The 19,011-nt window shown below is 57.9% G+C and carries 16 protein-coding genes and 2 pseudogenes; 10 read left to right on the top strand and 8 right to left on the bottom strand.

The window, feature by feature from the left end; translation table 11 throughout:
• Positions 1-86 precede the first annotated feature (86 nt).
• The 3 genes and pseudogenes from HMJ39_RS13640 to HMJ39_RS13630 form a co-directional block, all read right to left on the bottom strand.
• A pseudogene (locus HMJ39_RS13640) lies at positions 87-965 on the bottom strand (IS630 family transposase); the annotation flags it as partial.
• A gap of 71 nt (positions 966-1,036) precedes the next feature.
• The gene (locus HMJ39_RS13635) at positions 1,037-1,870 is read right to left on the bottom strand and encodes a sensor histidine kinase (RefSeq protein ID WP_228462371.1); all 834 of its coding nucleotides are present in this window, start codon (positions 1,868-1,870) and stop codon (positions 1,037-1,039) included.
• Positions 1,871-2,078: 208 nt separating this feature from the next.
• Positions 2,079-2,957 (bottom strand): response regulator transcription factor, encoded by an 879-nt coding sequence (locus tag HMJ39_RS13630; protein WP_456061966.1) that lies wholly within the window; start codon positions 2,955-2,957, stop codon positions 2,079-2,081.
• A 198-nt stretch (positions 2,958-3,155) separates the two neighbouring features.
• Between HMJ39_RS13630 and HMJ39_RS19180 the strand changes: the two genes are divergently transcribed.
• The 4 genes from HMJ39_RS19180 to HMJ39_RS13610 are packed head-to-tail and all read left to right on the top strand — an operon-like array spanning position 3,156 to position 8,930.
• Positions 3,156-4,397: a TolC family protein gene (locus tag HMJ39_RS19180; RefSeq protein WP_194297736.1), complete on the top strand. Its 1,242-nt coding sequence runs from the start codon at positions 3,156-3,158 to the stop codon at positions 4,395-4,397.
• Entirely contained in the window at positions 4,394-5,521 is a 1,128-nt protein-coding gene (locus HMJ39_RS13620) for an efflux RND transporter periplasmic adaptor subunit (protein ID WP_035461307.1), read from the top strand. The genes HMJ39_RS19180 and HMJ39_RS13620 overlap by 4 nt, the downstream gene beginning before the upstream one ends.
• Complete coding sequence (locus HMJ39_RS13615) at positions 5,521-8,634, top strand: efflux RND transporter permease subunit (RefSeq protein ID WP_035461305.1); 3,114 nt, start codon at positions 5,521-5,523, stop codon at positions 8,632-8,634. The genes HMJ39_RS13620 and HMJ39_RS13615 overlap by 1 nt, the downstream gene beginning before the upstream one ends.
• Positions 8,634-8,930: a DUF3240 family protein gene (locus HMJ39_RS13610; RefSeq protein WP_035461303.1), complete on the top strand. Its 297-nt coding sequence runs from the start codon at positions 8,634-8,636 to the stop codon at positions 8,928-8,930. The genes HMJ39_RS13615 and HMJ39_RS13610 overlap by 1 nt, the downstream gene beginning before the upstream one ends.
• Before the next feature lie 22 nt (positions 8,931-8,952).
• Here HMJ39_RS13610 and HMJ39_RS13605 read toward each other — a convergent pair whose 3' ends face one another.
• The 3 genes and pseudogenes from HMJ39_RS13605 to trkA all read right to left on the bottom strand — a co-directional run.
• The gene (locus HMJ39_RS13605; protein ID WP_231483520.1) at positions 8,953-9,450 is read right to left on the bottom strand and encodes an FAD:protein FMN transferase; all 498 of its coding nucleotides are present in this window, start codon (positions 9,448-9,450) and stop codon (positions 8,953-8,955) included.
• Between the two features lie 2 nt (positions 9,451-9,452).
• Positions 9,453-10,442, bottom strand: coding sequence for a potassium transporter TrkG (locus HMJ39_RS13600; protein ID WP_323370905.1), 990 nt, complete (start codon positions 10,440-10,442; stop codon positions 9,453-9,455).
• 45 nt (positions 10,443-10,487) lie between these two features.
• Positions 10,488-11,693: pseudogene (trkA, locus tag HMJ39_RS13595) on the bottom strand (Trk system potassium transporter TrkA); the annotation flags it as partial.
• Between trkA and HMJ39_RS19220 the strand changes: the two are divergent.
• The 4 genes from HMJ39_RS19220 (at position 11,623) to HMJ39_RS13580 (ending at position 15,072) form a co-directional block, all read left to right on the top strand.
• On the top strand, positions 11,623-11,808 hold the full coding sequence (locus HMJ39_RS19220; protein WP_369751981.1) for a DUF6880 family protein: 186 nt from the start codon (positions 11,623-11,625) through the stop codon (positions 11,806-11,808). The pseudogene trkA and the gene HMJ39_RS19220 overlap by 71 nt on opposite strands.
• Positions 11,809-12,411: 603 nt before the next feature.
• Positions 12,412-12,738 (top strand): hypothetical protein, encoded by a 327-nt coding sequence (locus HMJ39_RS13590; RefSeq protein WP_228462366.1) that lies wholly within the window; start codon positions 12,412-12,414, stop codon positions 12,736-12,738.
• Positions 12,739-13,343: 605 nt separating this feature from the next.
• Positions 13,344-14,138: a DUF6615 family protein gene (locus tag HMJ39_RS18955; RefSeq protein WP_228462365.1), complete on the top strand. Its 795-nt coding sequence runs from the start codon at positions 13,344-13,346 to the stop codon at positions 14,136-14,138.
• Between the two features lie 61 nt (positions 14,139-14,199).
• Positions 14,200-15,072 carry an ETEC_3214 domain-containing protein gene (locus tag HMJ39_RS13580; RefSeq protein WP_194297734.1) on the top strand — a complete coding sequence of 291 codons (873 nt, stop codon included), beginning with the start codon at positions 14,200-14,202 and terminating at the stop codon, positions 15,070-15,072.
• Between the two features lie 200 nt (positions 15,073-15,272).
• On the opposite strand, the gene HMJ39_RS13575 is transcribed toward HMJ39_RS13580, so the two are convergent.
• The gene (locus tag HMJ39_RS13575) at positions 15,273-15,473 is read right to left on the bottom strand and encodes a SymE family type I addiction module toxin (protein ID WP_194297733.1); all 201 of its coding nucleotides are present in this window, start codon (positions 15,471-15,473) and stop codon (positions 15,273-15,275) included.
• A 280-nt stretch (positions 15,474-15,753) separates the two neighbouring features.
• On the opposite strand from HMJ39_RS13575, the gene rhuM reads away from it, so the two are divergent.
• On the top strand, positions 15,754-16,755 hold the full coding sequence (gene rhuM / locus HMJ39_RS13570; RefSeq protein WP_194297732.1) for a RhuM family protein: 1,002 nt from the start codon (positions 15,754-15,756) through the stop codon (positions 16,753-16,755).
• A gap of 228 nt (positions 16,756-16,983) precedes the next feature.
• On the opposite strand, the gene HMJ39_RS13565 is transcribed toward rhuM, so the two are convergent.
• Positions 16,984-18,122 (bottom strand): IS3 family transposase gene (locus HMJ39_RS13565; protein ID WP_194297731.1). Its coding sequence is split into 2 segments (ribosomal slippage): positions 16,984-17,870 and positions 17,870-18,122, totalling 1,140 coding nucleotides; the frame shifts between segments, so codons are not numbered across the junction.
• A 295-nt stretch (positions 18,123-18,417) separates the two neighbouring features.
• On the opposite strand from HMJ39_RS13565, the gene HMJ39_RS18950 reads away from it, so the two are divergent.
• On the top strand, positions 18,418-19,011 hold a 594-nt coding region (locus tag HMJ39_RS18950), incomplete at its 3' end, for a helix-turn-helix domain-containing protein (protein ID WP_228462364.1).

Below are 19,011 nucleotides of genomic sequence, written 5' to 3'. Positions count from 1 at the left end.
GTTGCCGGGCTAGTCATTCGCAGTCAGAGCCGTGGTCAGAGCTGCTGGACTTGGGTAAAAAGGGCGTTTATTCTTCCTATACACCACCATGACGCATGCGTCGGTGTGAAATGAACATGGAATCGTGGACGCTGGGCAAACCAAGCACGTACCTTTGGATGCTTATGCGTCGCATAGTTGTCCATGATCAAGTGGATATCCAAGTCTTCTGGTACGTTCTTTTCAATATGGCGAAGAAAAGACAAGAACTCCTGGTGTCGGTGCCGGGCTTTGCATTGACCCAGCACCGTCCCGTTGGCGACGTCCAGCGCCGCAAAGAGTGTCGTGGTGCCATGGCGGAAATAGTCGTGTGTCACGCCTTCTACGTAGCCCAAGCCCATTGGTAGCACAGGCTGACTGCGTTCCAACGCTTGGACTTGGCTCTTCTCGTCGACGCACAAAACCAAGGCCTGCTCTGGCGGATTCAGGTATAGGCCAACAATGTCACGTACCTTCTCAACAAAGAACGGGTCGGTCGAGAGTTTGAAGGACTTGCTGCGGTGCGGCTGGATACCAAAAAGCTTGAAATAGCGCTGAACGGTGGACTTCGACAAGCCGTTGGCATCGGCAAAACTGCGCACGCTCCAATGGGTACCGTCCTGAGGTCTTGTTTCAAGGGCTTGCTGCATCAATCGGGCGACTTCGTCGTCGCCATAGGTCCTTGGCCGCCCAGCACCCGGCAAGTCGTACAGCCCATCTATCCCTTCATCGATGAAACGCTTGCACCACTTCCTAACGGTGGTCTCGGTCATCCCCAAACGTTCAGCTATCATCGTATTGGGCATGCCTTCTGCAGCATGAAGAACGATAGCCGCACGACGACTCAGGCCATGGGGCAAACTGCGCGAACGCAAAAACGCTTCAAGTTGTTCGCGCTGTGACTCGTTAAGTGTGACTTGGTGGAGCTTCGGTCGCCCAGTTCGCATGAGTACCCTCCGTAAAGATGATACCTTTATTGACCGCTAATACTTAGATTAGTTTATTGCGGGACGGGACACTAGAAGGTCAATTTCACTGTGGTGCCCGCGCCAGCTTTGCTGGTGATGTCGATAGTCCAGCCATAGCGATCGCATATGCGCTTTACCAGATTTAAGCCCAAGCCTGTGCCGCCGGGTTTGGTGGTGTAGCTGCGGTCAAATATCCGCGGCAGGTCTGCCTCGGCAATGCCGGAACCGGTGTCGCCAATTTCCAGGCTGTGGCCATCGCTGTTTATGTCAATGCGGCCATGATGGCTGTGCTCAATGGCGTTGCGCAGCAAGTTAGAGAGCATGATTTTGACCAGGCTCTCCGGCGCCTGCACAGTGAGCGCGGTGTCCACGTGGGTGCTGAGCTCAATGCCGGCGGCGTCGATATCCCCCTTTAAATCGGCGACGAGCTGCTCTGCGACGTTGCTAACCGTGCAGGGGCCGCCCTCGTAGATGGTGCGGTCCTCTTCCCGGGACAAAAACAGCGCCGCCTCGATAAAGGCCAGCATCTCGCTGCAGGCCCGGCGGATGCGGGTCACCGCGCGCTGGGTGGCGGGCTGGGGACAGTCGGCCTCGATAATATCCACGGCGCCGATCATTACCGACAAGGGGGTGCGCAGCTCGTGACTGGCGGCCGCGGTGAAGGAGCGCTCCCGGTCCACAAAGTGGTCGATGCGCTCCAGGTAGCTGTCCACGGCGGCGGCAATCTGGCTGATATCGCTGTCGCCAAACTCCGCTTCGATTCTAACGCCGCGCTGTTTGGGCGATAGCCCTGTCAGACGCTGGGTAAGTCGGCGCACCGGCTCCAGCACACTGTCCGCCGCTTTACTGGCCAGGTAAAGGGCCACGATCAGCACCACTAGCATCCCGGCAAGGAGAATGGCGAGCAGTGTATGCTCCTGCTCCTCCCAGTCCGAGATGTCGTAGAGCAGGTACACTTTGTCGCCGGCGTCGCTAACGATTTGCAGGTGGTAGTGCCGCTTGTCCAGCTTGATGCTGTGGTAGGCGCCGGGTGGCAGGGCTTGAATGTCCGCCGGCAAGCGCTGGACGTCATCGCCGCGATAGTACTGCCATTCATTGAGCAGTGGGTTGTCCAGGGAGTCGGCATTGGCGGGATCGGCCAACAGGATGTCGATATGCCGACTGACGATCTTGCCGAAGGTGGCCTCTTCCAGTTGCTGCTTGATCAACAGCAAACCGCCGGCGAACAGTGTGCTGGTCACCGTGACAATTACCGCGGTGACCAGGATAAGCCGATATCTCAGGGTTTTGACTTTCATGATTTGCCTGCGGTGTCTGCCAAGCGGTAGCCGACACCGTGTACGGTATGCAGCAAGGGTTTATCAAAGGCTTTGTCGATGGTGTTGCGCAAACTGTAAATGTGAGTCCTGAGTATGTCTTTGTCCGGCGGGTTATCCCCCAGATAAGCTGTTCCAGCTGCGCTCGTTTTACCACCTTGGGGCTGTTTTCCATCAGGTAGTGCAGCAGCTTGCGCTGGATGGGGTTGAGCTCCAGGGCCTGATTGCCCCGCCGCACCTCCAAGGTTTGGGTGTCGAAACTGAGGTCGGCCACGTGCAGTGCCGGCGCCTCGTTTTGCTGACGTTTTAATAGTGCCAGCAGGCGCGCTTCCAATTCTTTTACCGAAAAGGGTTTGACCAGGTAGTCGTCAGCGCCCACCTCAAAGCCCAGCAGTTTGTCGTCGAGTTGATCCCGGGCGGTGAGCATAATGACCGGGGTGTGGTTGTGGCCAGCGCGCAGCTGTTTGCACAGTTCGATCCCACTCATTCTGGGCAGCATTAAATCCAGCACAATGGCGTCAAACTCGGTGCTGCGGGCCAGCTCCAGGCCCTGTTGTCCGTCGATGGCAAAGTCCAGCTGGTGGCCCTTGGGCTCCAGATAGTCGGCAATGTTTTCCGCGATGTCGCGATTGTCTTCCACGATCAATAGATTCATCGGCGATCGCTCGGTGGTTTCTTGTATTGGCGAATCTAGCATGACAAACGCCAAAAGGATGTCAAAAGCGCATTTTGCCCCCGCCGTCACGTTGTCGACATATTTTTGACAAGCGCCTCTTTACCCTGTGCCGCACATTCACTGACTGCGGACATCAATGTGAAAGCCTTACTAGCGTCTGCCGGACTGTACTTGATAGTGGCCGCTGTGGTGGCCAGCCCGGCCCACTCTGCCGATGTTGAAGCCCGGGAAACCGTGGCTCACCCCCACAGCGAGCACCCTCATCTGGGTGTTGATGCGAGCCTGTCCATCGATCGGGTTTTTCAGGCGGCATTGCAATTGGCACCGGAACAGGATCTGGGCAGTGCCTATCGGCAGCAGGCCGAAGCCCAGCAACGGGTCAGTCGCCGCCTGATCGCCAATCGACCGCGCCTCAACCTCAGCTACTGGGATGATCAGGCTGGTGACAATACCGGCATGCAGGAAACTGAATTGGGCGTAGAGGTGGACCTGTGGCGTTGGGGCGAGCGCGGTAATGCCCAGGCCCTGGCCGACAGCTTTAACAGCGGCAGCCAGGATTGGCAGGCCTACCAACAGTTGTTGGTGTCGGGGCGGCTGCGGGACGCGCTCCATCAACTCAGCGCCAGCGCCGCGCGGCGCCAGCATGCCGTGGACGCGGTAAGCGATGCCCAGCGCTTGTTGGCCGTCAGCCAAAAGCGATTCAAAGCCGGCGCCATTCCCCGGGCGGCGGTGATGCAGAGCGAGGCCCTGTTGTTAACCGCCCGCCAACAGTTGTTGGAGCAGGAGGCGGAGCTGGTCGACGCCGAGCGCCAGTACGTGACCCTGACCGGTTTGCAGCAGCGTCCCGAGACTTTCTCGGAGGCCCCGCCCCAGCGGCGACAGATAGATCAACAGCACCCGCAACTTCGCCTGCTGCTGACCCGCCGTCAGCAGCAGGCCGAAAAATTGACCCAGCAGCGCCACCAGGCGGCGGGCAACAGCACCGTGTCGCTGGGCGTGCGACGGGAGCGGGGCAGTGACAGTGAACCCGAGCTGGAGAGTTTTGGCGTCAGTGTGTCGATCCCGTTTGGCGGTAGTGCTCACAGCGATGCGTCCAGCTCTGAGGCGGCTGTGGCACTGGCGGATATCGACGTGCAGATCAAACGTGCCCGCCTGCAATTACAGCAGCAACTGCACGAGGTGGAGCATCAGTTGGATGTGCTGGAGGAATCCCTGGATTTTGCCACCCGGGCCCGGGATCTTGCCCGACAACAGTGGCAGATGGCAGAGAAGGCCTTTGCCATCGGCGAGTCCGATATTCGCCCCACTATTCTGGCGCTGCAGCACTACCGGCAAAGCCAAGTGCAGTGGCAGTTGCTCACCCTGCGCCGTCACCAATTGATTTCCTCCCTGAGACAGACTGTTGGAGAACCCCTATGACCTTTTTTATCTCGCGCCCCCAGCGGGCCCTGGCTGCTCTCACCGTGATGCTCTCTGCCAGTCTGGTGCAACCGCTCTCGGCCGCCGCCGAAACCATTGCGCTGTCCAGTGAGGACCAGGCGCGTTTGGGTATCGTCAGTCAGCCTTTGGTTGCCGCGGACAGCGGTGTGGGTATTCACGTACCCGCAGTGATCATTCCCTCGCCGGAGTCGCCCTCGCAATTGGTGGCCCGCTACGACGGCGTACTGGTGGGCTGGCACCAGCCCGGCGGTGCCACCGTCGAGGCCGGTGATCTGGTCGCCACCGTCAACAGTCCGGCGCTGGCTCGTGTACAGGAGCAGTGGTTGGCGGCGGTATTTGCCCAGGCCAACCAGCGGGCCCTGTTGGCCAAAGATCGGCAGCTGTTTGCCGACGGTATTATCTCCCAACAGCGGCTGGCACAAACCGAGCGCGCCGCTCAGCAGGCGGCCTTCAATCGCGATGCCTGGCGGGGGCAGTTGCAGCAGGCGGGCTTTGACGAGCAGGCCCTGCAACAACTGCGGGACGGCAAATTAGCGCCGGGGGACTACCCCCTCAAAGCGACCCGCGCGGGGGAGCTCAGCCGGGAATATCTTCGCGTCGGCGATGCGGTGGCCGCCAATCAGCCCCTGGCATCCGTGACCGGCGCCGATGGTTTGTGGCTGCGCGCCTCTATCAGTGCCGCGCTGGCTGACGGTTTGGCCCTGGGGCAGGAATTGCAGATTGCCGAACTGCGCGACAAACAGGCTCGGGCCACGCTGACCTTGGTCAGCAAAAATCGCCAGCTCAGTACCCACACCCAGCGGGTGGAAATCCTGGCGCGCTTTCAGCAGCCGGTGGCGCTGCTGCCCGGTCAACGGGTCAGTCTTATTGTGTCCAGCACCGCGCCGGGGGTGAAGGTGCCGGCCAGTGCGGTTACCCGCAGTGGCGCCGAGGCCTCAGTCTATGTGCGGGCCGACGGTGGCTTTGAAGTGCGTCGCCCGTCGCTGGTGCCACTGGGCGAGGACTACCTGGCCACCGCGGGTTTGCAATCCGGTGAGCAAGTGGCGGTGCAGGGCACTGCCCAGTTGAAAGGCATGTTGCTGGGCCTGGGAGGCGGTGAATAATGTTGTCGCGACTGATTCAATTCTCCCTCAGCCAGCGCCTGCTGATCGGCCTGTTAACGCTGTTGTTGATCGGCCTGGGCGGTCGCGCGGCGATGAATATCGCCATCGACGCCTTTCCGGATATCTCACCCACCCAGGTGAAAATTATCATCAAATCGCCGGGTATGACCCCGGAAGAAGTGGAGAGCCTGATCACCCAGCCCATTGAGGTGGAGCTGTTGGGTATCTCCCGGCAGTCGATGCTGCGCTCTATTTCCAAATACGCGCTGTCGGCGATTACGCTGGATTTTGAGGAAGGCACAGATATTTACTGGGCCCGGCAACAAGTTGCCGAACGCATGAACAATATCTGGGACCAGCTACCCGCTGGCATTAGCGGCGGTCTGGCGCCGATGAGCACGCCGCTGGGTGATATGTTTATGTTCACCGTGGACAACGAGCAGATGTCACTCAGTGAACGGCGTTACCTGTTGGACTGGACTATTCGCCCGGCGCTGCGAACGGTGGACGGCGTGGCCGATGTCAACTCGCTGGGGGGCTTTGTCAAAACCTATGAAGTGGCGCCCCGCCGGGGCGATATGGCCACGCTCAAGGTCAGCACCCAGCAACTGATTGAAGCCCTGGAGCGCAATAACCGCAACGATGGCGCGGGCCGCCTGGACCAGGGCGAGGAAGCCATCCTGGTGCGGGTTGCCGGGGCGCTGAATTCGCTGGAAGAGATTGCCGACCTCCGGGTCAGCAATGCCGATGGCGAGACCTTTGCGTTGCGGCAGTTGGCGGATATTCGCCTCGGCGCTTTGGAGCGCTACGGCTCGGTAACCGTGGACGGCAAAGGAGAGGCGGTGCAGGGCCTGGTCATTGGTTTGCGCGGCGCTAACGCCCGGCATGTGGTGCAGGGGGTGAAGGATAAAATCGCCGAAATTCAGCCCGCCTTGCCGGAGGGCACCACCCTCAATGTATTTTACGACCGCAGCCAGCTGATTGAGCTGGCGGTGGGTACGGTGGGCGAAGCCCTACTGGAAGCGGTGCTGCTGGTGCTGGTGGTGCTGGGGCTGTTTCTGGGCAATGTGCGCGCGGCGTTGACGGTGGCCAGTATTCTGCCGCTGTCGGCCTTGTTCACCTTTTTTATGATGGACCGCCTGGGTATGAGCGCCAACCTGATGAGCCTCGGCGGGCTGGTTATCGCCATCGGCATGCTGGTGGATTCCGCCATCGTGGTGGTGGAGAACATGGTGTCGCTGCTGGCCCGTCACGACGGCCCCTCCCAGCAGGGCGCCCGCCGCTTGCCGCTGCTACATATTCTGTTTCGGGCGGTCAAGGATGTGGCGGTGCCGGTGACCTCCGGGGTAATTATAATCGTGATTGTGTTTCTGCCGCTGATGACCTTGCAGGGGCTGGAGGGCAAATTGTTTGTACCGGTGGCGCTGACGATTGTGTTCGCCCTGTTCGGTGCACTGATAATGTCGCTGACCGTGATCCCGGTTATCGCGTCTTTGTTGTTGAAAAGCGGCCAGGACGAAGAGCCCTGGTTGAGCCGTAAATTGATTAGCCTGTATCAGCCCCTGTTGGCCAAGGCCCTGCAGCGCCCCGCTGTGGTGGTGACCTTTGCCGGCGGTCTGCTGGTATTGATGGCGGTGCTGTTTCCCTTTGTGGGTAAAACGTTTATGCCCACCATGGATGAGGGCGACTTGATTGTGCAGTTGGAGTCGATTCCCTCGGTGAACCTCAGCAGTGGCATCCGCATGGTACAAAGCGTGGAAAAAGCCCTGCTGGACAACGTCGAGGAAATCGAGCGCATTGTGTCCCGCAGCGGCTCCGACGAAATCGGTATGGACCCCATGGGCCTGAATGAGACCGATGTGTTCCTGCAACTGAAACCCCAGGATCAATGGCAGGTCGCCGATAAGGCCGCCCTGCAGGACAAGATGCGGGCGGTGTTGGAACAATTCCCGGGGCTCAATTACGGCTTTACTCAGCCGATTGATATGCGGGTGTCGGAAATGCTGACCGGCTCCCGGGGCGATATCGCCATTAAGGTCTTTGGTCCCGACCTCAGTACCCTCAATGACCTGGCCCAGCGCATTAGCCATATTGTCGGCAATGTCGACGGCGCGGTGGATACCACGGCCACCCTCAATGAGGGCGCCCAGTATTTACAGGTCAATGTCGACCGGCTGAAAGCCGGGGCACTGGGCTTGAATGCCGATACCCTGCAACACCGTCTGCGGGCTGAAATCGAGGGGCTGCCGCTGGGCAACATCATTGAGCAGAGCGCCCGGGTGCCGCTGGTACTGCGCTACGACAAACCCGCCGGTGACGGCGTGGTGCAATTGCAGAACAGCCTGATGACCCTGGACGATGGCCGGGTGGTGCCGCTGTCCGAGCTGGCCAGTATTGAGCGCATCGACGGCCCGGTGGGGGTATCCCGGGAGTCGGGGCGGCGCTTTGCCGTGGTGCGCAGCAATGTGGCGGGCCGCGACCTGGTGGGTTTTGTCGACGAAGCTAAGCAAGCCATCGCCGCGCAGCTCGATATGCCCGAGGGCTATTCGCTGGCCTGGGGCGGGCAGTTTGAGAACCAGCAGCGCGCCGCCGCCCGTCTGGGTCTGGTTGTGCCGGTGGCCCTGGGGTTGATTGCCCTGCTGCTGTTTATCACCTTCGGCTCCCTGAAGCAGACGCTGATTATTCTGTCCAATATCCCCTTTGCCCTGACCGGCGGTGTGGTGGCGCTGTGGCTGACCGGCGAGTTTATGTCGGTGCCGGCGTCGGTGGGCTTTATTGCCTTGTTGGGCATTGCGGTGATGAATGGGGTGGTGATGATGTCCTATTTTAATCAACTCCGGGCCAAGGGCCTGGACATCCACACCGTGGTGACCGAAGGCGCCGTGCGTCGTTTGCGGCCGGTAATGATGACGGCTACCACCTGTGCGCTGGGTTTGGTGCCGCTGCTTCTGGCCAGCGGTCCGGGGTCGGAAATTCAAAAGCCCCTGGCGATCGTGGTGATCGGGGGACTGATCAGCTCGACCCTGCTGACCTTGTTTTTGCTGCCGATTATTTATCGCCGCTTCCACCGCCCGCTGATTCGCCAAACCCATCTCGCTGAGGAGCAAGCCTAATGTCCAGTCAGCAACGTTTGATACTGACCATTCCTCCGAGCTTGGAGGATGACTTGGTCGACTACCTGCTCAGTTTGGAGGCGGTCGGCGGTTTCACCTCCTACCCGGTTCACGGTCACGGCGAAAACCGCCAGCTGTCCATTGCCGAGCAGGTGACCGGACGCCAGAAGCGGGTGCAATTTGAGCTGATTCTGCCCAGCGACAAGCTGGAGGCGGTGCTTGCTGGTCTCAGAGAGCAGGTGGGCAGTGATACTTTTTACTGGCACCAGGACGTCAATGGCAGCGGGCATTTGTAGTGCCCCTGAGTGCGACGGCTGCTCAGCGCTGAATCCAGTGCAACACCTGCTGGGCGGCGAGAAAGTCCTCCGCCTCCCGGCCATGGAGCATAGCCAGGGTGGCCAGCAGTCCAGCCTCCACGCAGGTGTTGGCCGCCACCGTCACTGAGCGCGGGGCGTCCAACACCGGCCAACCGGTGCGGGGGTTGAGGACATGGGGGTAGCGCTTGCCGTTTTTCAGCAGGAAGCGGCGGGCGTCGCCACTGGTTGCCAGGGCGCCGCGCTGCAACTGAATCATGGCCGACTGCAGTCCACCGATACTTTCCACGCCCACTAGCCAATGGGGCTGGCCGGCAGGGGGCGCGGTGGCAAACAAATCGCCGCCAAAGTTAATCAGCACCGGTGTGTCAGTGATATCCCGCACCAGTGCGGCGGCCCGGTCCACCGCGTACTCCTTGCCGATACCGCCAAAATCGATCTCCATACCCGGCTTTAGACGCAGAATCGGCGATTGCCAGTGCAGCTTGTCCCAACCGACGATGTCTAGCAGTGCGTCGATGTCAGATTGGGGGGGCAGGCGGCGCCGAAACCGGTGGTGGTGGCGATGGACACCACTTCGAAGATGCCCTTCGATATCGCCTTGGTGGGCCCCAGGGTAGCGGTGTAAATGAGTACCAGTACGGTGACCACGCTTACCACTGCAAGGATGCTGAAGTAGAAACGGAACTCCGAATCCTGCCAGTAGGCCCTGAGACTGCGTTGGCGAAAGGCCATGAAGTGCAGTGCGAAATTGGCCCCCGAGATGATCATGAAAACCACCGCAATCATTTCGATCAGCGCACTGTCAAAATACCCGATGCTGGCGTCGTGGGTGGAGAACCCGCCGATGGCGACGGTGGAGAAGCTGTGGCCGATGGCATCGAACCAGGTCATGCCGGCGGCCCAGTAGGCAAAGGCGCATAGTGCGGTGAGCGCCACGTAGATGTACCACAGGGCCTTGGCGGTTTCCCCGATGCGGGGGGTGAGCTTGTTGTCCTTGACCGGCCCCGGCACTTCGGCCCGGTACAGCTGCATACCCCCGATACCCAGCATGGGCAGGATGGCGACCGCCAGCACGATGATCCCCATGCCGCCCAGCCATTGCAGCTGCTGGCGATACCAGAGCATGGACTCCGGCAGTGAGTCGATGCCGGTAATGACGGTGGCCCCGGTGGTGGTGAGCCCGGAGACGGCTTCGAACAACGAGTCGATATAGGTGTAGGGGGCGTTGTTGCTGAGGTAAAAGGGAATAGAGCCGGCCACGCTCAGTACCACCCAGAACAGGGTGGTGATCAGGAAGCCGTCCCGCACCCGCAGGTCACCGGCCACCCGCCGGAAGGGGAGCCACACCACCAGGCCACCGAACATGACCATCATCAGGCCATTGGCAAAGCGCTGCCACTGGCCGTCGTCGTAGAGCAGGGAAATGCCCAGGGGCGGCAGCATGGTGAGGCTGAACAGCATCATCAGCAGGCCGAGTACCTTGGCAATCACCGGCAGGCGCATTCTACAGTCCCTTCGGTTGCGGTGGATGTGTCATCAGAAGAAGGTCAGCCCCACCTGGAACAGCTTTTCCACCTCGCGGATGCGGGTCTTGTCCACCAGGAACAGCACCACGTGGTCGTCCGGCTGCACCCGCAGGTGATCGTGGGCGATCAGTACCTCGTTGTGGCGCACGATGGCGCCAATGGTTGTGCCCTGGGGCAGCTTGATCTCGTCCAGGCGTTTGCCGACAACCCGTGAGGAACGATGATCGCCGTGGGCGATGGCCTCGATCGCCTCCGCCGCGCCCCTTCGCAGGGCGTGCACATTGACCACGTCGCCCTTGCGCACGTGGGTCAGCAGGCTGCCAATGGTGGTTTGCTGAGGCGAGATGGCCACGTCGATTTCGCCACCCTGGATCAGGTCCACGTAATCCGGGTTGTTGATCAGGGTGAGCACCTTGCGGGCACCAAGGCGTTTGGCCAGCAGCGAGGCCATGATGTTGGCCTCGTCATCGTTGGTGACCGCGCAGAATACATCGGTGCTTTCGATGTTCTCTTCCAGCAGGATGTCCTTGTTGGCGGCGTTGCCTTCCAGCACGATGGTCTTGCGCAGGTTCTCCGACAGCATCACGCAGCGGTCCCGGTCCTGCTCCAGCAGCTTGACCTGGTAGCGACTCTCCAGGGTATGGGCCAGGCGCTGGCCGATGTTGCCGCCACCACAGATGAAGACGCGCTTGTAGGGTTTCTCCAGGGGCTGCAGTTCGCTCATCACCGAGCGGATGTGGTCGGTGCCGGCAATGAAGAAGACCTCGTCACCATCCTCGATGACGGTGTCGCCCTGGGGAATGATGGGCCGATCCTTGCGGAAGATGGCCGCCACCCGGGTGTCGACGCGGGGCATGTGGGTGCGCAGATAGGACAGCTCATGGCCCACCAGCGGACCACCCTCGGTGGCGCGGATGGCCACCAGCCGCACCAGGCCGTTGGAGAATTCCAGCACCTGCAGGGCACCGGGATATTCGATCAGCCGGGTGATGTGCTGGGTAACCAGGTGTTCGGGGCTGATCAGGACATCCACCGGGAAGCCGTTCTCGCCAAACAGCTCCTTGCGGGCCAGGTAGGCGTTGGCCCGCACGCGACTGATCTTGGAGGGGGTCTTGAACAGCGAGAAGGCCACCTGGCAGGCAACCATGTTGGTTTCGTCCGAGTTGGTGACGGCAATGAGCATGTCGGCATCTTCGGCACCGGCCTGCCGCAGAACCGTAGCGCTGGCCGGGCGAATCAAGGTGTTCGACCCTCTGCTGGAGCATCACGCATTCGTGCAACAATTGCAGTCAGCGCATGGGCGTAAAAGCAGTTTTTGGGCACGCCTGTAGACTTGATGTAGTATTAAAGCCCGCTAATCGAGCATGAGTCTCATACGGATGCTCGGGTCGAAAGGGAATCCCCAGGCGAGTAACCTGTTTGCGGTGATCCATTAGCTGCAGGAGCAGAAGAGCATACATCTGGAAGCAAAGCCAGGAAAGCGGCCTATGGAGCTGTGCGGCAGCGCTCAGTAGGCAATTTTTCAAAATATTGTTAAGCCTTTTCTGAGCATGGTATTTTTCATGGTATTACCAATTAGCAGGAAAATAAGCCATTGAATATAAAAGATAAAAATGTCTTGTTTACAATAGAGTGGGAATGATCTGATTTAGCCTGGTAGTAAGGGCTTACTTGGAAGGCCGCCGACGCGGGAGCGTCGGCGGCCTTTTTGTGTTCTGGGCAATATGGTTGGTCAAGATATCTGGATGCTGCGTGCGGCGGAATTTGTAAGCGGCTGAGTTTTCTGGTTTTATTTCAAATCATGGGGAATCAAGAAAAGGGATATGACGCCGGCGCGTTCATTGGATATTCGAGCTGGCGTCCTAATTCCTGTTAAATCTCAATAGAGGACCATGATGGGTCGCAGATATCGAAGAAGGAATAATCTCGGCTCGGTGGTTACCGATCTCGTTCGCGTTGCCTCCCGCCTTCCCTGGTGGGGCGCCTTGCTTGTAGGCTTTATCGCCTACTTAGTCATTTCTATTGGCTTGGGCGGATATCTTGAAGGGCAACTCGCGGCACAAGAGGGCAGCCAGTTCTATCCTGTTCTGGAAGCGCGGTTTGGCCGACTTATTCGACTCACCGATTGGATCGGATATGCGTCGCTGATAGTGGGCGCATTTTTCGCCATCCGCAACCACTTTTTCGGTGCTAATGCTCAGCGTACCGAAAAAGCTATTGTTGGTGTAATTGCTAGAATTCTGGGGCGGAGCATTGACTAAAAGATTTAACAAACGCGTCAAATGCGACGCTCGTACCTCGCGCGCTTTACGCGGGCGTTATACAGGATCTGCGGAGAATTGAATGTTTGGAGAAGTTGGCTTTTCGCCATGGGTGAATTGGGAGGCCAGAGCCGAGGTCAATGGAAGAAAGCATCCAGGCGTCTACTTTATCGCTCGGAGCAAAAATGAGCCTAAGGACTTTAGGGTCAATAACGACAGCATTATCTACATAGGTGAAACAACCGGTCAAACTCTCGGGGATCGCATGAGACAATTCAACACGTCAGCATTCAGCGTGAAGCCTGGACATTCAGGAGGCAATACGTTCAGAGAAACCATGTCTCACGATACTGATGCATCTATGCTATGGGTATCTGCCTGCCCTGTAGAAATGGGAGAGGTCTACACCTCGGCTTATATTAAGTATCTGGAACGGCGCCTAATTTGGGAATATGTCTGCACATACGGATGCCTTCCACCGTGCAACAGTCAGTAGGATTTTAATATAACAATGCCATTAAGTCTGTTCCGGGCCGATGGCCCTCCACCGGACGCCCTTTTCAGGGCGCCGCTTATGGCTGGCGTTAAATTCACAAGGAGAGATAGTGCTAAAGCATCACTTAAATGTTGTCTGCGACGATATCTGGCAGCGTCTCGAAAATTCCAAGAGGTTCGGCATATCTCAAGGTGAGGAAACTCTTACAGACAACCTTTTGCTTTATCTGGCATCGCAAAGGCTATCAACAATCAAGATAATCCAAACCCCGAAAGATAAGGAGAGTGTCAAAGGGACTGATTGGGAGTGGTGGATTGGTAATAAAACAACTGGTTTTCTTCGGTATGCGGTACAAGCCAAAAAATTGGATCTAAAAACAGGTCGTTACGCTTCTCTTAACCATAAGGTTGGTGAAGGGGTGTCAGCAGAGTTTCAGCACAAAATACTTGAGGATTATGCCAAGACCAATAAGGCTATTCCTCTGTACGCATTTTACAATCATTTGGATTCTACGGATTTGCCAAAAAACTGGAACTGTCCTTTACCTGTGGATCACTCCAAGCTGGGATGCACAGTTACCCCACTCAAAAATGTAAAAAAAGCTATTTCAGAAAGAGGGTGGCGCACCTTCGATAAGATACACTCATTTCCTGAGACTGTCCCATTACGCTGTCTCGCTGTGTGTCCAAATATAGCTTTTGCTTCATCTGGAAGCGGAAAAGCGGCGATTCAGCGCTTCGAGGTAGAGGCCAAAGTTTACGAGAACCCTTGGGGGTGGATCAGTGAAATGGGGCACCTACAGAGTTTCGAGCAAATGCCTCGTCAGTTTTACGATCACGAGTTGGGCTATTACCCAAAGCGGATACTACTGATAGATACGAGCGAATGTGAATTTAACGAATAGCTGCAGAGGACGCCGCCCGCCCGCGCGCGCCGAGCTGGGCGTTATGCAATAAGGAGCAACGATGAGCATTGAGAGTTCAATTGAATGGATGAAGAAACATCCGGTTATCTTGGTGCTTTCACTAATAGTTGTAGTTTTATCTTCATTTATTACTGTTATAGAAGGCGGCGCAAAAATACATGATATGTATAAATCAACTATTGGGCACAATGCTGAGATAGATAAAAAGTTGAATTCACTTAATGTTGAGGTTGATATTGGCTATTTCGATGGTATTTTGGGACCTCCGGCAATAAAAAATAAAAGAAATCTCACACGTAAATACTATTCAATTGAATCTCTTATGGATGAATCAAAAAATCCAAAGGAGCTAGAGGAAAAGATTTCCTATAATGAATATTTTTATGTTGATGAATTGTACTTTGTTCAAGCGGTAACGGATGAGGACAACAAGGTCGGTATGTATTCAATTACTTCCAGATCGTCAACATATATCCCGGAAATAAAAACGGATTTAGGAGATATTATTTTCTTGGGAAAAAGTACTTACAATGAGACCAAGAAGAAACCAAGAAAGGTGGCCGGATTGCTGGGAATGAACTTAAAGCACTTCAATTATTATGAAGTTTTTCTTTTTGACCCAGGGAACTACAGGTATGCTATTTATTCATCTAATCCAAATGGTTATTTTGACAGCGTAGGGGGTCTAGACTGGGAAATAGGAGATGTTTTTGCAAAAGGCTTCTCTGTGGATGATGACGACTTTCCTATGCATGGTAAACATGATGAATTTAGAAAATCCACAACTATAAATACGTATTCAGTAACAACGCCATGGTTCCGTGGGATTGATTTAAGTGATGAAGGGGTAAATTATGGGGGAGCTCAAATCAATTTTGGTCCCCATGTTGACCAAGTAGGCATGGTTAAGTAATGAATAACAATCACAAGCACTCGGAAAAATGTAGTTCCCCCGCTTTAGTGGACACCTTCTCCTAACGAGAGGATGTGGGCAATGCCTAGGTACAAGCATCCGAGGAAGACTTGGGAGTACTCGGCTAAGGGCTAGGTCTTACCTTTGCATACCCCCCCCCTTGACGCGAGAAGCCCCGGCGCAAAGCCGGGGCTAGCCGCTCACCGAAGGCGCTCCCGAACAATCGAAAGCCGGCCGTCTTCGACGGTCACGGACACCGGCGTATCAATGGTGAACCCGGCCTGTTCCAACCAGGTACCTTTGAGAAGAAGAAAGGGGGTGATCGGGTTGCCGCTGTAGGGCCTGCTTTTCAGGGTGTAGTCCCGGTGGCCTTTGCGGACTTTCAGTTTTCGCTGTTTCATGGTCTTGCTCCTGTTGTGCAATTTCTAGGTTGCGTAAATAGGGCGGTCGGGAGGCTAGAAACAGCAACAGGTACTGCTCCGACTATTTCCTGCAAGCAGGTGTTGTATTCGCCGGACCTCCCGGCCATTACGTCCCGGATTTCGGGCACAAAAAAGCCGCAATGCTTCCGGGGTGCGGCTTTGCCCGCCTGTTGGAGTTTCTAGGCTCCTCAAGTAAGTGTACCTTCGTGTAATGTACTGTCAATATGGCCAGTGCGGAGGATTACGATAAGGAGGTTGTGTGAGTGACATCGTCATTTTCGAGGAGGACACCGGGCCGGTGGAAGTGCGCCTGGAAGGCGAGACCGTCTGGCTCTCTCAAAAGCAGATGGCGGAACTGTTCGGGAAGGACCTGCGCACCATCAGCGAGCACGTTGGCAATGTGTACGAAGAGGATGAGTTGGGCCGTGAGGCAACTATCCGGAAATTCCGGATAGTTCGCCAGGAGGGCAACCGGCAGGTTCGGCGCGCGATTGATCACTACAACCTCGATGTCATCATTTCCGTGGGCTACCGGGTCAAATCCCAGCTAGGCGTGCGCTTCCGCCGATGGGCCACCCGCGTTCTCCGTGGGCACCTGACCCAGGGCTACAGCCTCAACGAGCACCGTCTGGCCCGGCATGGCCTCGCCGAGCTGGAGCAGGCCGTGGAACTGCTCGGCCAGACCCTGACCCGACAAGAGCTGGTTTCCGACATCGGTCAGGAGGTGGTTGGTCTGATCCTCGGCTATGCGCGCACCTGGCGCTTGCTCCAGGACTACGACGAAGGCGCGCTGGGCGTGCCTCCCGGGGGCCGCCCGGCCCGCGGTGTGCTGGGCGTGGAGGAAGCCCGCCGTGCCCTGGATGCCCTGGCCGGCGAACTGCGCGACAGGTGCGAAGCGAGCGACCTTTTCGCCCGGGACCGGGATGATGGCCTGGCCTCTATTCTCGGGAACCTGGAACAAAGCATGTTCGGCGAGCCCCTCTACGGCACCCGCGAGGAACGCGCCGCGCATCTGTTGTATTTCGTGATCAAGAACCACCCCTTCTCGGACGGCAACAAGCGCTCCGGCGCCTTCCTGTTCTTGCTCTACCTGCGCCAGGAAGGCATGCGCCTGACCCTGAACGAGCAAGGCCTGACCGCCCTGACGCTGCTGATCGCCGAAAGCGACCCGAAGGCCAAGGATCTGATGGCCCGGCTCGTCATGAACCTGATTGCGGATGACAGCAATGTGGCCAGCAAGGATGAGACGAGTACCGAATGAAGGAAGTCCCGCTCAGGGCCAAGCTCACGGTTGGAACGGTCTCATGGCAAAAAAGCGACCCCCGGCGCCCGTAAAACCCCGGCCAGTCCCCTCACCCGGGGCCACAAAAAGAAAGGTTCATCGCGCTTTGGCGGGAAGTCTCGCTCCAGCCGGAGCGCGACTCAGGGCGCGACGCCCTTCCGGGAACTGAAGTGGTCAAGTGATCTTGGACAGTTTCTTAGGTTCGTATCACGCGACCACTGTCTCCCTTGCCCCGGGTGTTTGATACTGGTTGGTGCTGTGGGGGCGGACGTGGTTGTAGTACTGATTCACGTAGGTCAGGACATCCGCGAAGGCCTGCCCAGGGGAGCGGTAACCTTGCGAGGGAACCCACTCGGATTTCAGGCTCCTGAAGAACCGCTCCATGGGCGCGTTATCCCAGCAGTTGCCGCGTCGGCTCATGCTTTGCTTCATCCGATAACGCCACAGCTGTCGCTGGAAGGCGACACTGGTGTATTGGCAGCCCTGATCGGAGTGGAACATGACCCCTTTGGGACGACCTCGTGCTTCGTAGGCCATCGCTAAAGCCCGCATCGTCAGCTCCGAGTCCGGAGAGTCCGACATCGCCCAGCCCACCGCTCTACGCGCGTACAGGTCCAGCACTACCGCCAGGTAGATCCAGCAGGTCCCCGCCCAGATGTAGGTAACATCTCCACACCACACCGTGTTGGGATGCTTCACGCTGAACGCTCTGTTCAAGTGATTCGGGGCGATCACGGCTTCGCCTCCGGTCTGCTTGTAGCGGTGTCTGGGCTGGCGACTCGCCACCCTGCATTCCTTCATCAACCGGGCCGCTTTATAGCGTCCGACCCTTTCCCCTTCCGCCCTCAAAGTGGCGGATATTGTCCTCGCACCCGCCGCGCCCCGGCTCTCAGCGTGAATCCGCTTCACCCGGCTCCTGAGTCGGACTCGATCAGTGTCAGGCCTCTGACGCCGCTGGCTCTGGTAGTAGTAGCTGCTGCGGCATACACCCAAAACCTCACACAGCTCGGCAACACCATAACGCTCTCTCAACTCGTCAATCAGCTTGGCTGATCCCAGGAGTCCGACATTAAGAGAGCGGTAGCCTTTTTTAATATCTCCTTCTCCCTTTCCACCTTCTGCAATCGAGCCTCCAAATCCTGGATGCGCTGGTGTTCAGGGGTCAAGGGCACCGATCGCTCCGGAGTGTGGCCGCTTCGTTCCGCTCGAAGCTGCCCCACCCAGCGGCGCATCGCCGTCGGGCCCACGCCCACCGCCTGACAGGCTTGGCCGATCGTGTAGTTCTGGTCCAGCACCAGGCTGGCGGCCTCATGTTTAAACTCTGCCGAAAAAGATCGTCTGCTCAAAATATGGACACCTCATCATTGGGTGGCAGTCTACCACCTTCATTGGTGTCCAAGATCATTAGGCCACTTCAAACGCCGCAAGTACGTCCCTGTAGGCTCCCTTTCGAACGTCCTGTTCTCAAGGGTCCCGGAAGGGCGTCGCGCCCTGAGCCGCTAAGCAGTGACCCTCGGCGTCACGGGCCAAGTCGGGATTCAGGAACCAGAAGGAGTCAGAAGGCGTAAATAGGTAGGGGCGGACAGTGATCCGAGTTAAGTTGTTTGTGCGACCAAATAACCACACAAGGACACTGCCGCCATGGGCGATGCTACGTTCCCCGGGGCCGGCTGGGAAGGCTTTATCGCCACCCGGTTCGTTCCGCTCCCCGACTCCCAGTGCCAGATTGACCTGATTCCCGATCCTCAGGTGCCCGCCCGTTGCCCGCGCTGCCGGCGCCCCTGCTCCCTGATCCATGACACCACCGTACGCCGCATCCGCGACCGGGACCTGTTCGAGTACCGGGTCTGGTTGTCGGTGCCGATACGCCGGGTACGGTGCGTCACCTGCGGTGTCGGGCGGGAAGCCCTGTCCTGGCTGGCGCCCCGATCTCGTCTCACCCACCGGCTGCGCCAGCACGTCGAGGTCCTGCTGACCCTCCTGCCGATCAAGCAGATCGCCGATCTGACGGGCCTGCACTGGCACACCCTCAAGAGCCTGGACAAGGCCCGGCTGACCCGGGATCTGCCCGAGCCCGACCTCAGCCGGGTCCGCTATCTGGTGATGGACGAGTTCGCCCTGTTCAAGGGCCACCGCTACGCCAGCGTGGTCATCGACGCCGAGACCCGGCGGGTGCTGTGGGTCGGCGAAGGCCGATCCCGGGAGGCGATCCGGCCCTGTTTCCAGTGGTTGGGC

It is taken from the genome of Alloalcanivorax profundimaris (assembly GCF_015265435.1).
Taxonomy (GTDB): domain Bacteria; phylum Pseudomonadota; class Gammaproteobacteria; order Pseudomonadales; family Alcanivoracaceae; genus Alloalcanivorax; species Alloalcanivorax profundimaris.
Note: the sequence above shows the minus strand (reverse complement) of the source record. Positions and strands in the feature narration are given on the sequence as shown.

Excerpts from the sequence above, each read along its gene's own strand:
- HMJ39_RS13635 (WP_228462371.1), bottom strand. The coding sequence starts at position 1,870 with ATGCTAGTGGTGCTGATCGTGGCCCTTTACCTGGCCAGTAAAGCGGCG.
- HMJ39_RS13630 (WP_456061966.1), bottom strand. The coding sequence starts at position 2,957 with ATGAATCTATTGATCGTGGAAGACAATCGCGACATCGCGGAAAACATT.
- HMJ39_RS13620 (WP_035461307.1), top strand. The coding sequence starts at position 4,394 with ATGACCTTTTTTATCTCGCGCCCCCAGCGGGCCCTGGCTGCTCTCACC.
- HMJ39_RS13615 (WP_035461305.1), top strand. The coding sequence starts at position 5,521 with ATGTTGTCGCGACTGATTCAATTCTCCCTCAGCCAGCGCCTGCTGATC.
- HMJ39_RS13610 (WP_035461303.1), top strand. The coding sequence starts at position 8,634 with ATGTCCAGTCAGCAACGTTTGATACTGACCATTCCTCCGAGCTTGGAG.
- HMJ39_RS19220 (WP_369751981.1), top strand. The coding sequence starts at position 11,623 with ATGTTGGTTTCGTCCGAGTTGGTGACGGCAATGAGCATGTCGGCATCT.
- HMJ39_RS13580 (WP_194297734.1), top strand. The coding sequence starts at position 14,200 with ATGAGCATTGAGAGTTCAATTGAATGGATGAAGAAACATCCGGTTATC.
- HMJ39_RS13575 (WP_194297733.1), bottom strand. The coding sequence starts at position 15,473 with ATGAAACAGCGAAAACTGAAAGTCCGCAAAGGCCACCGGGACTACACC.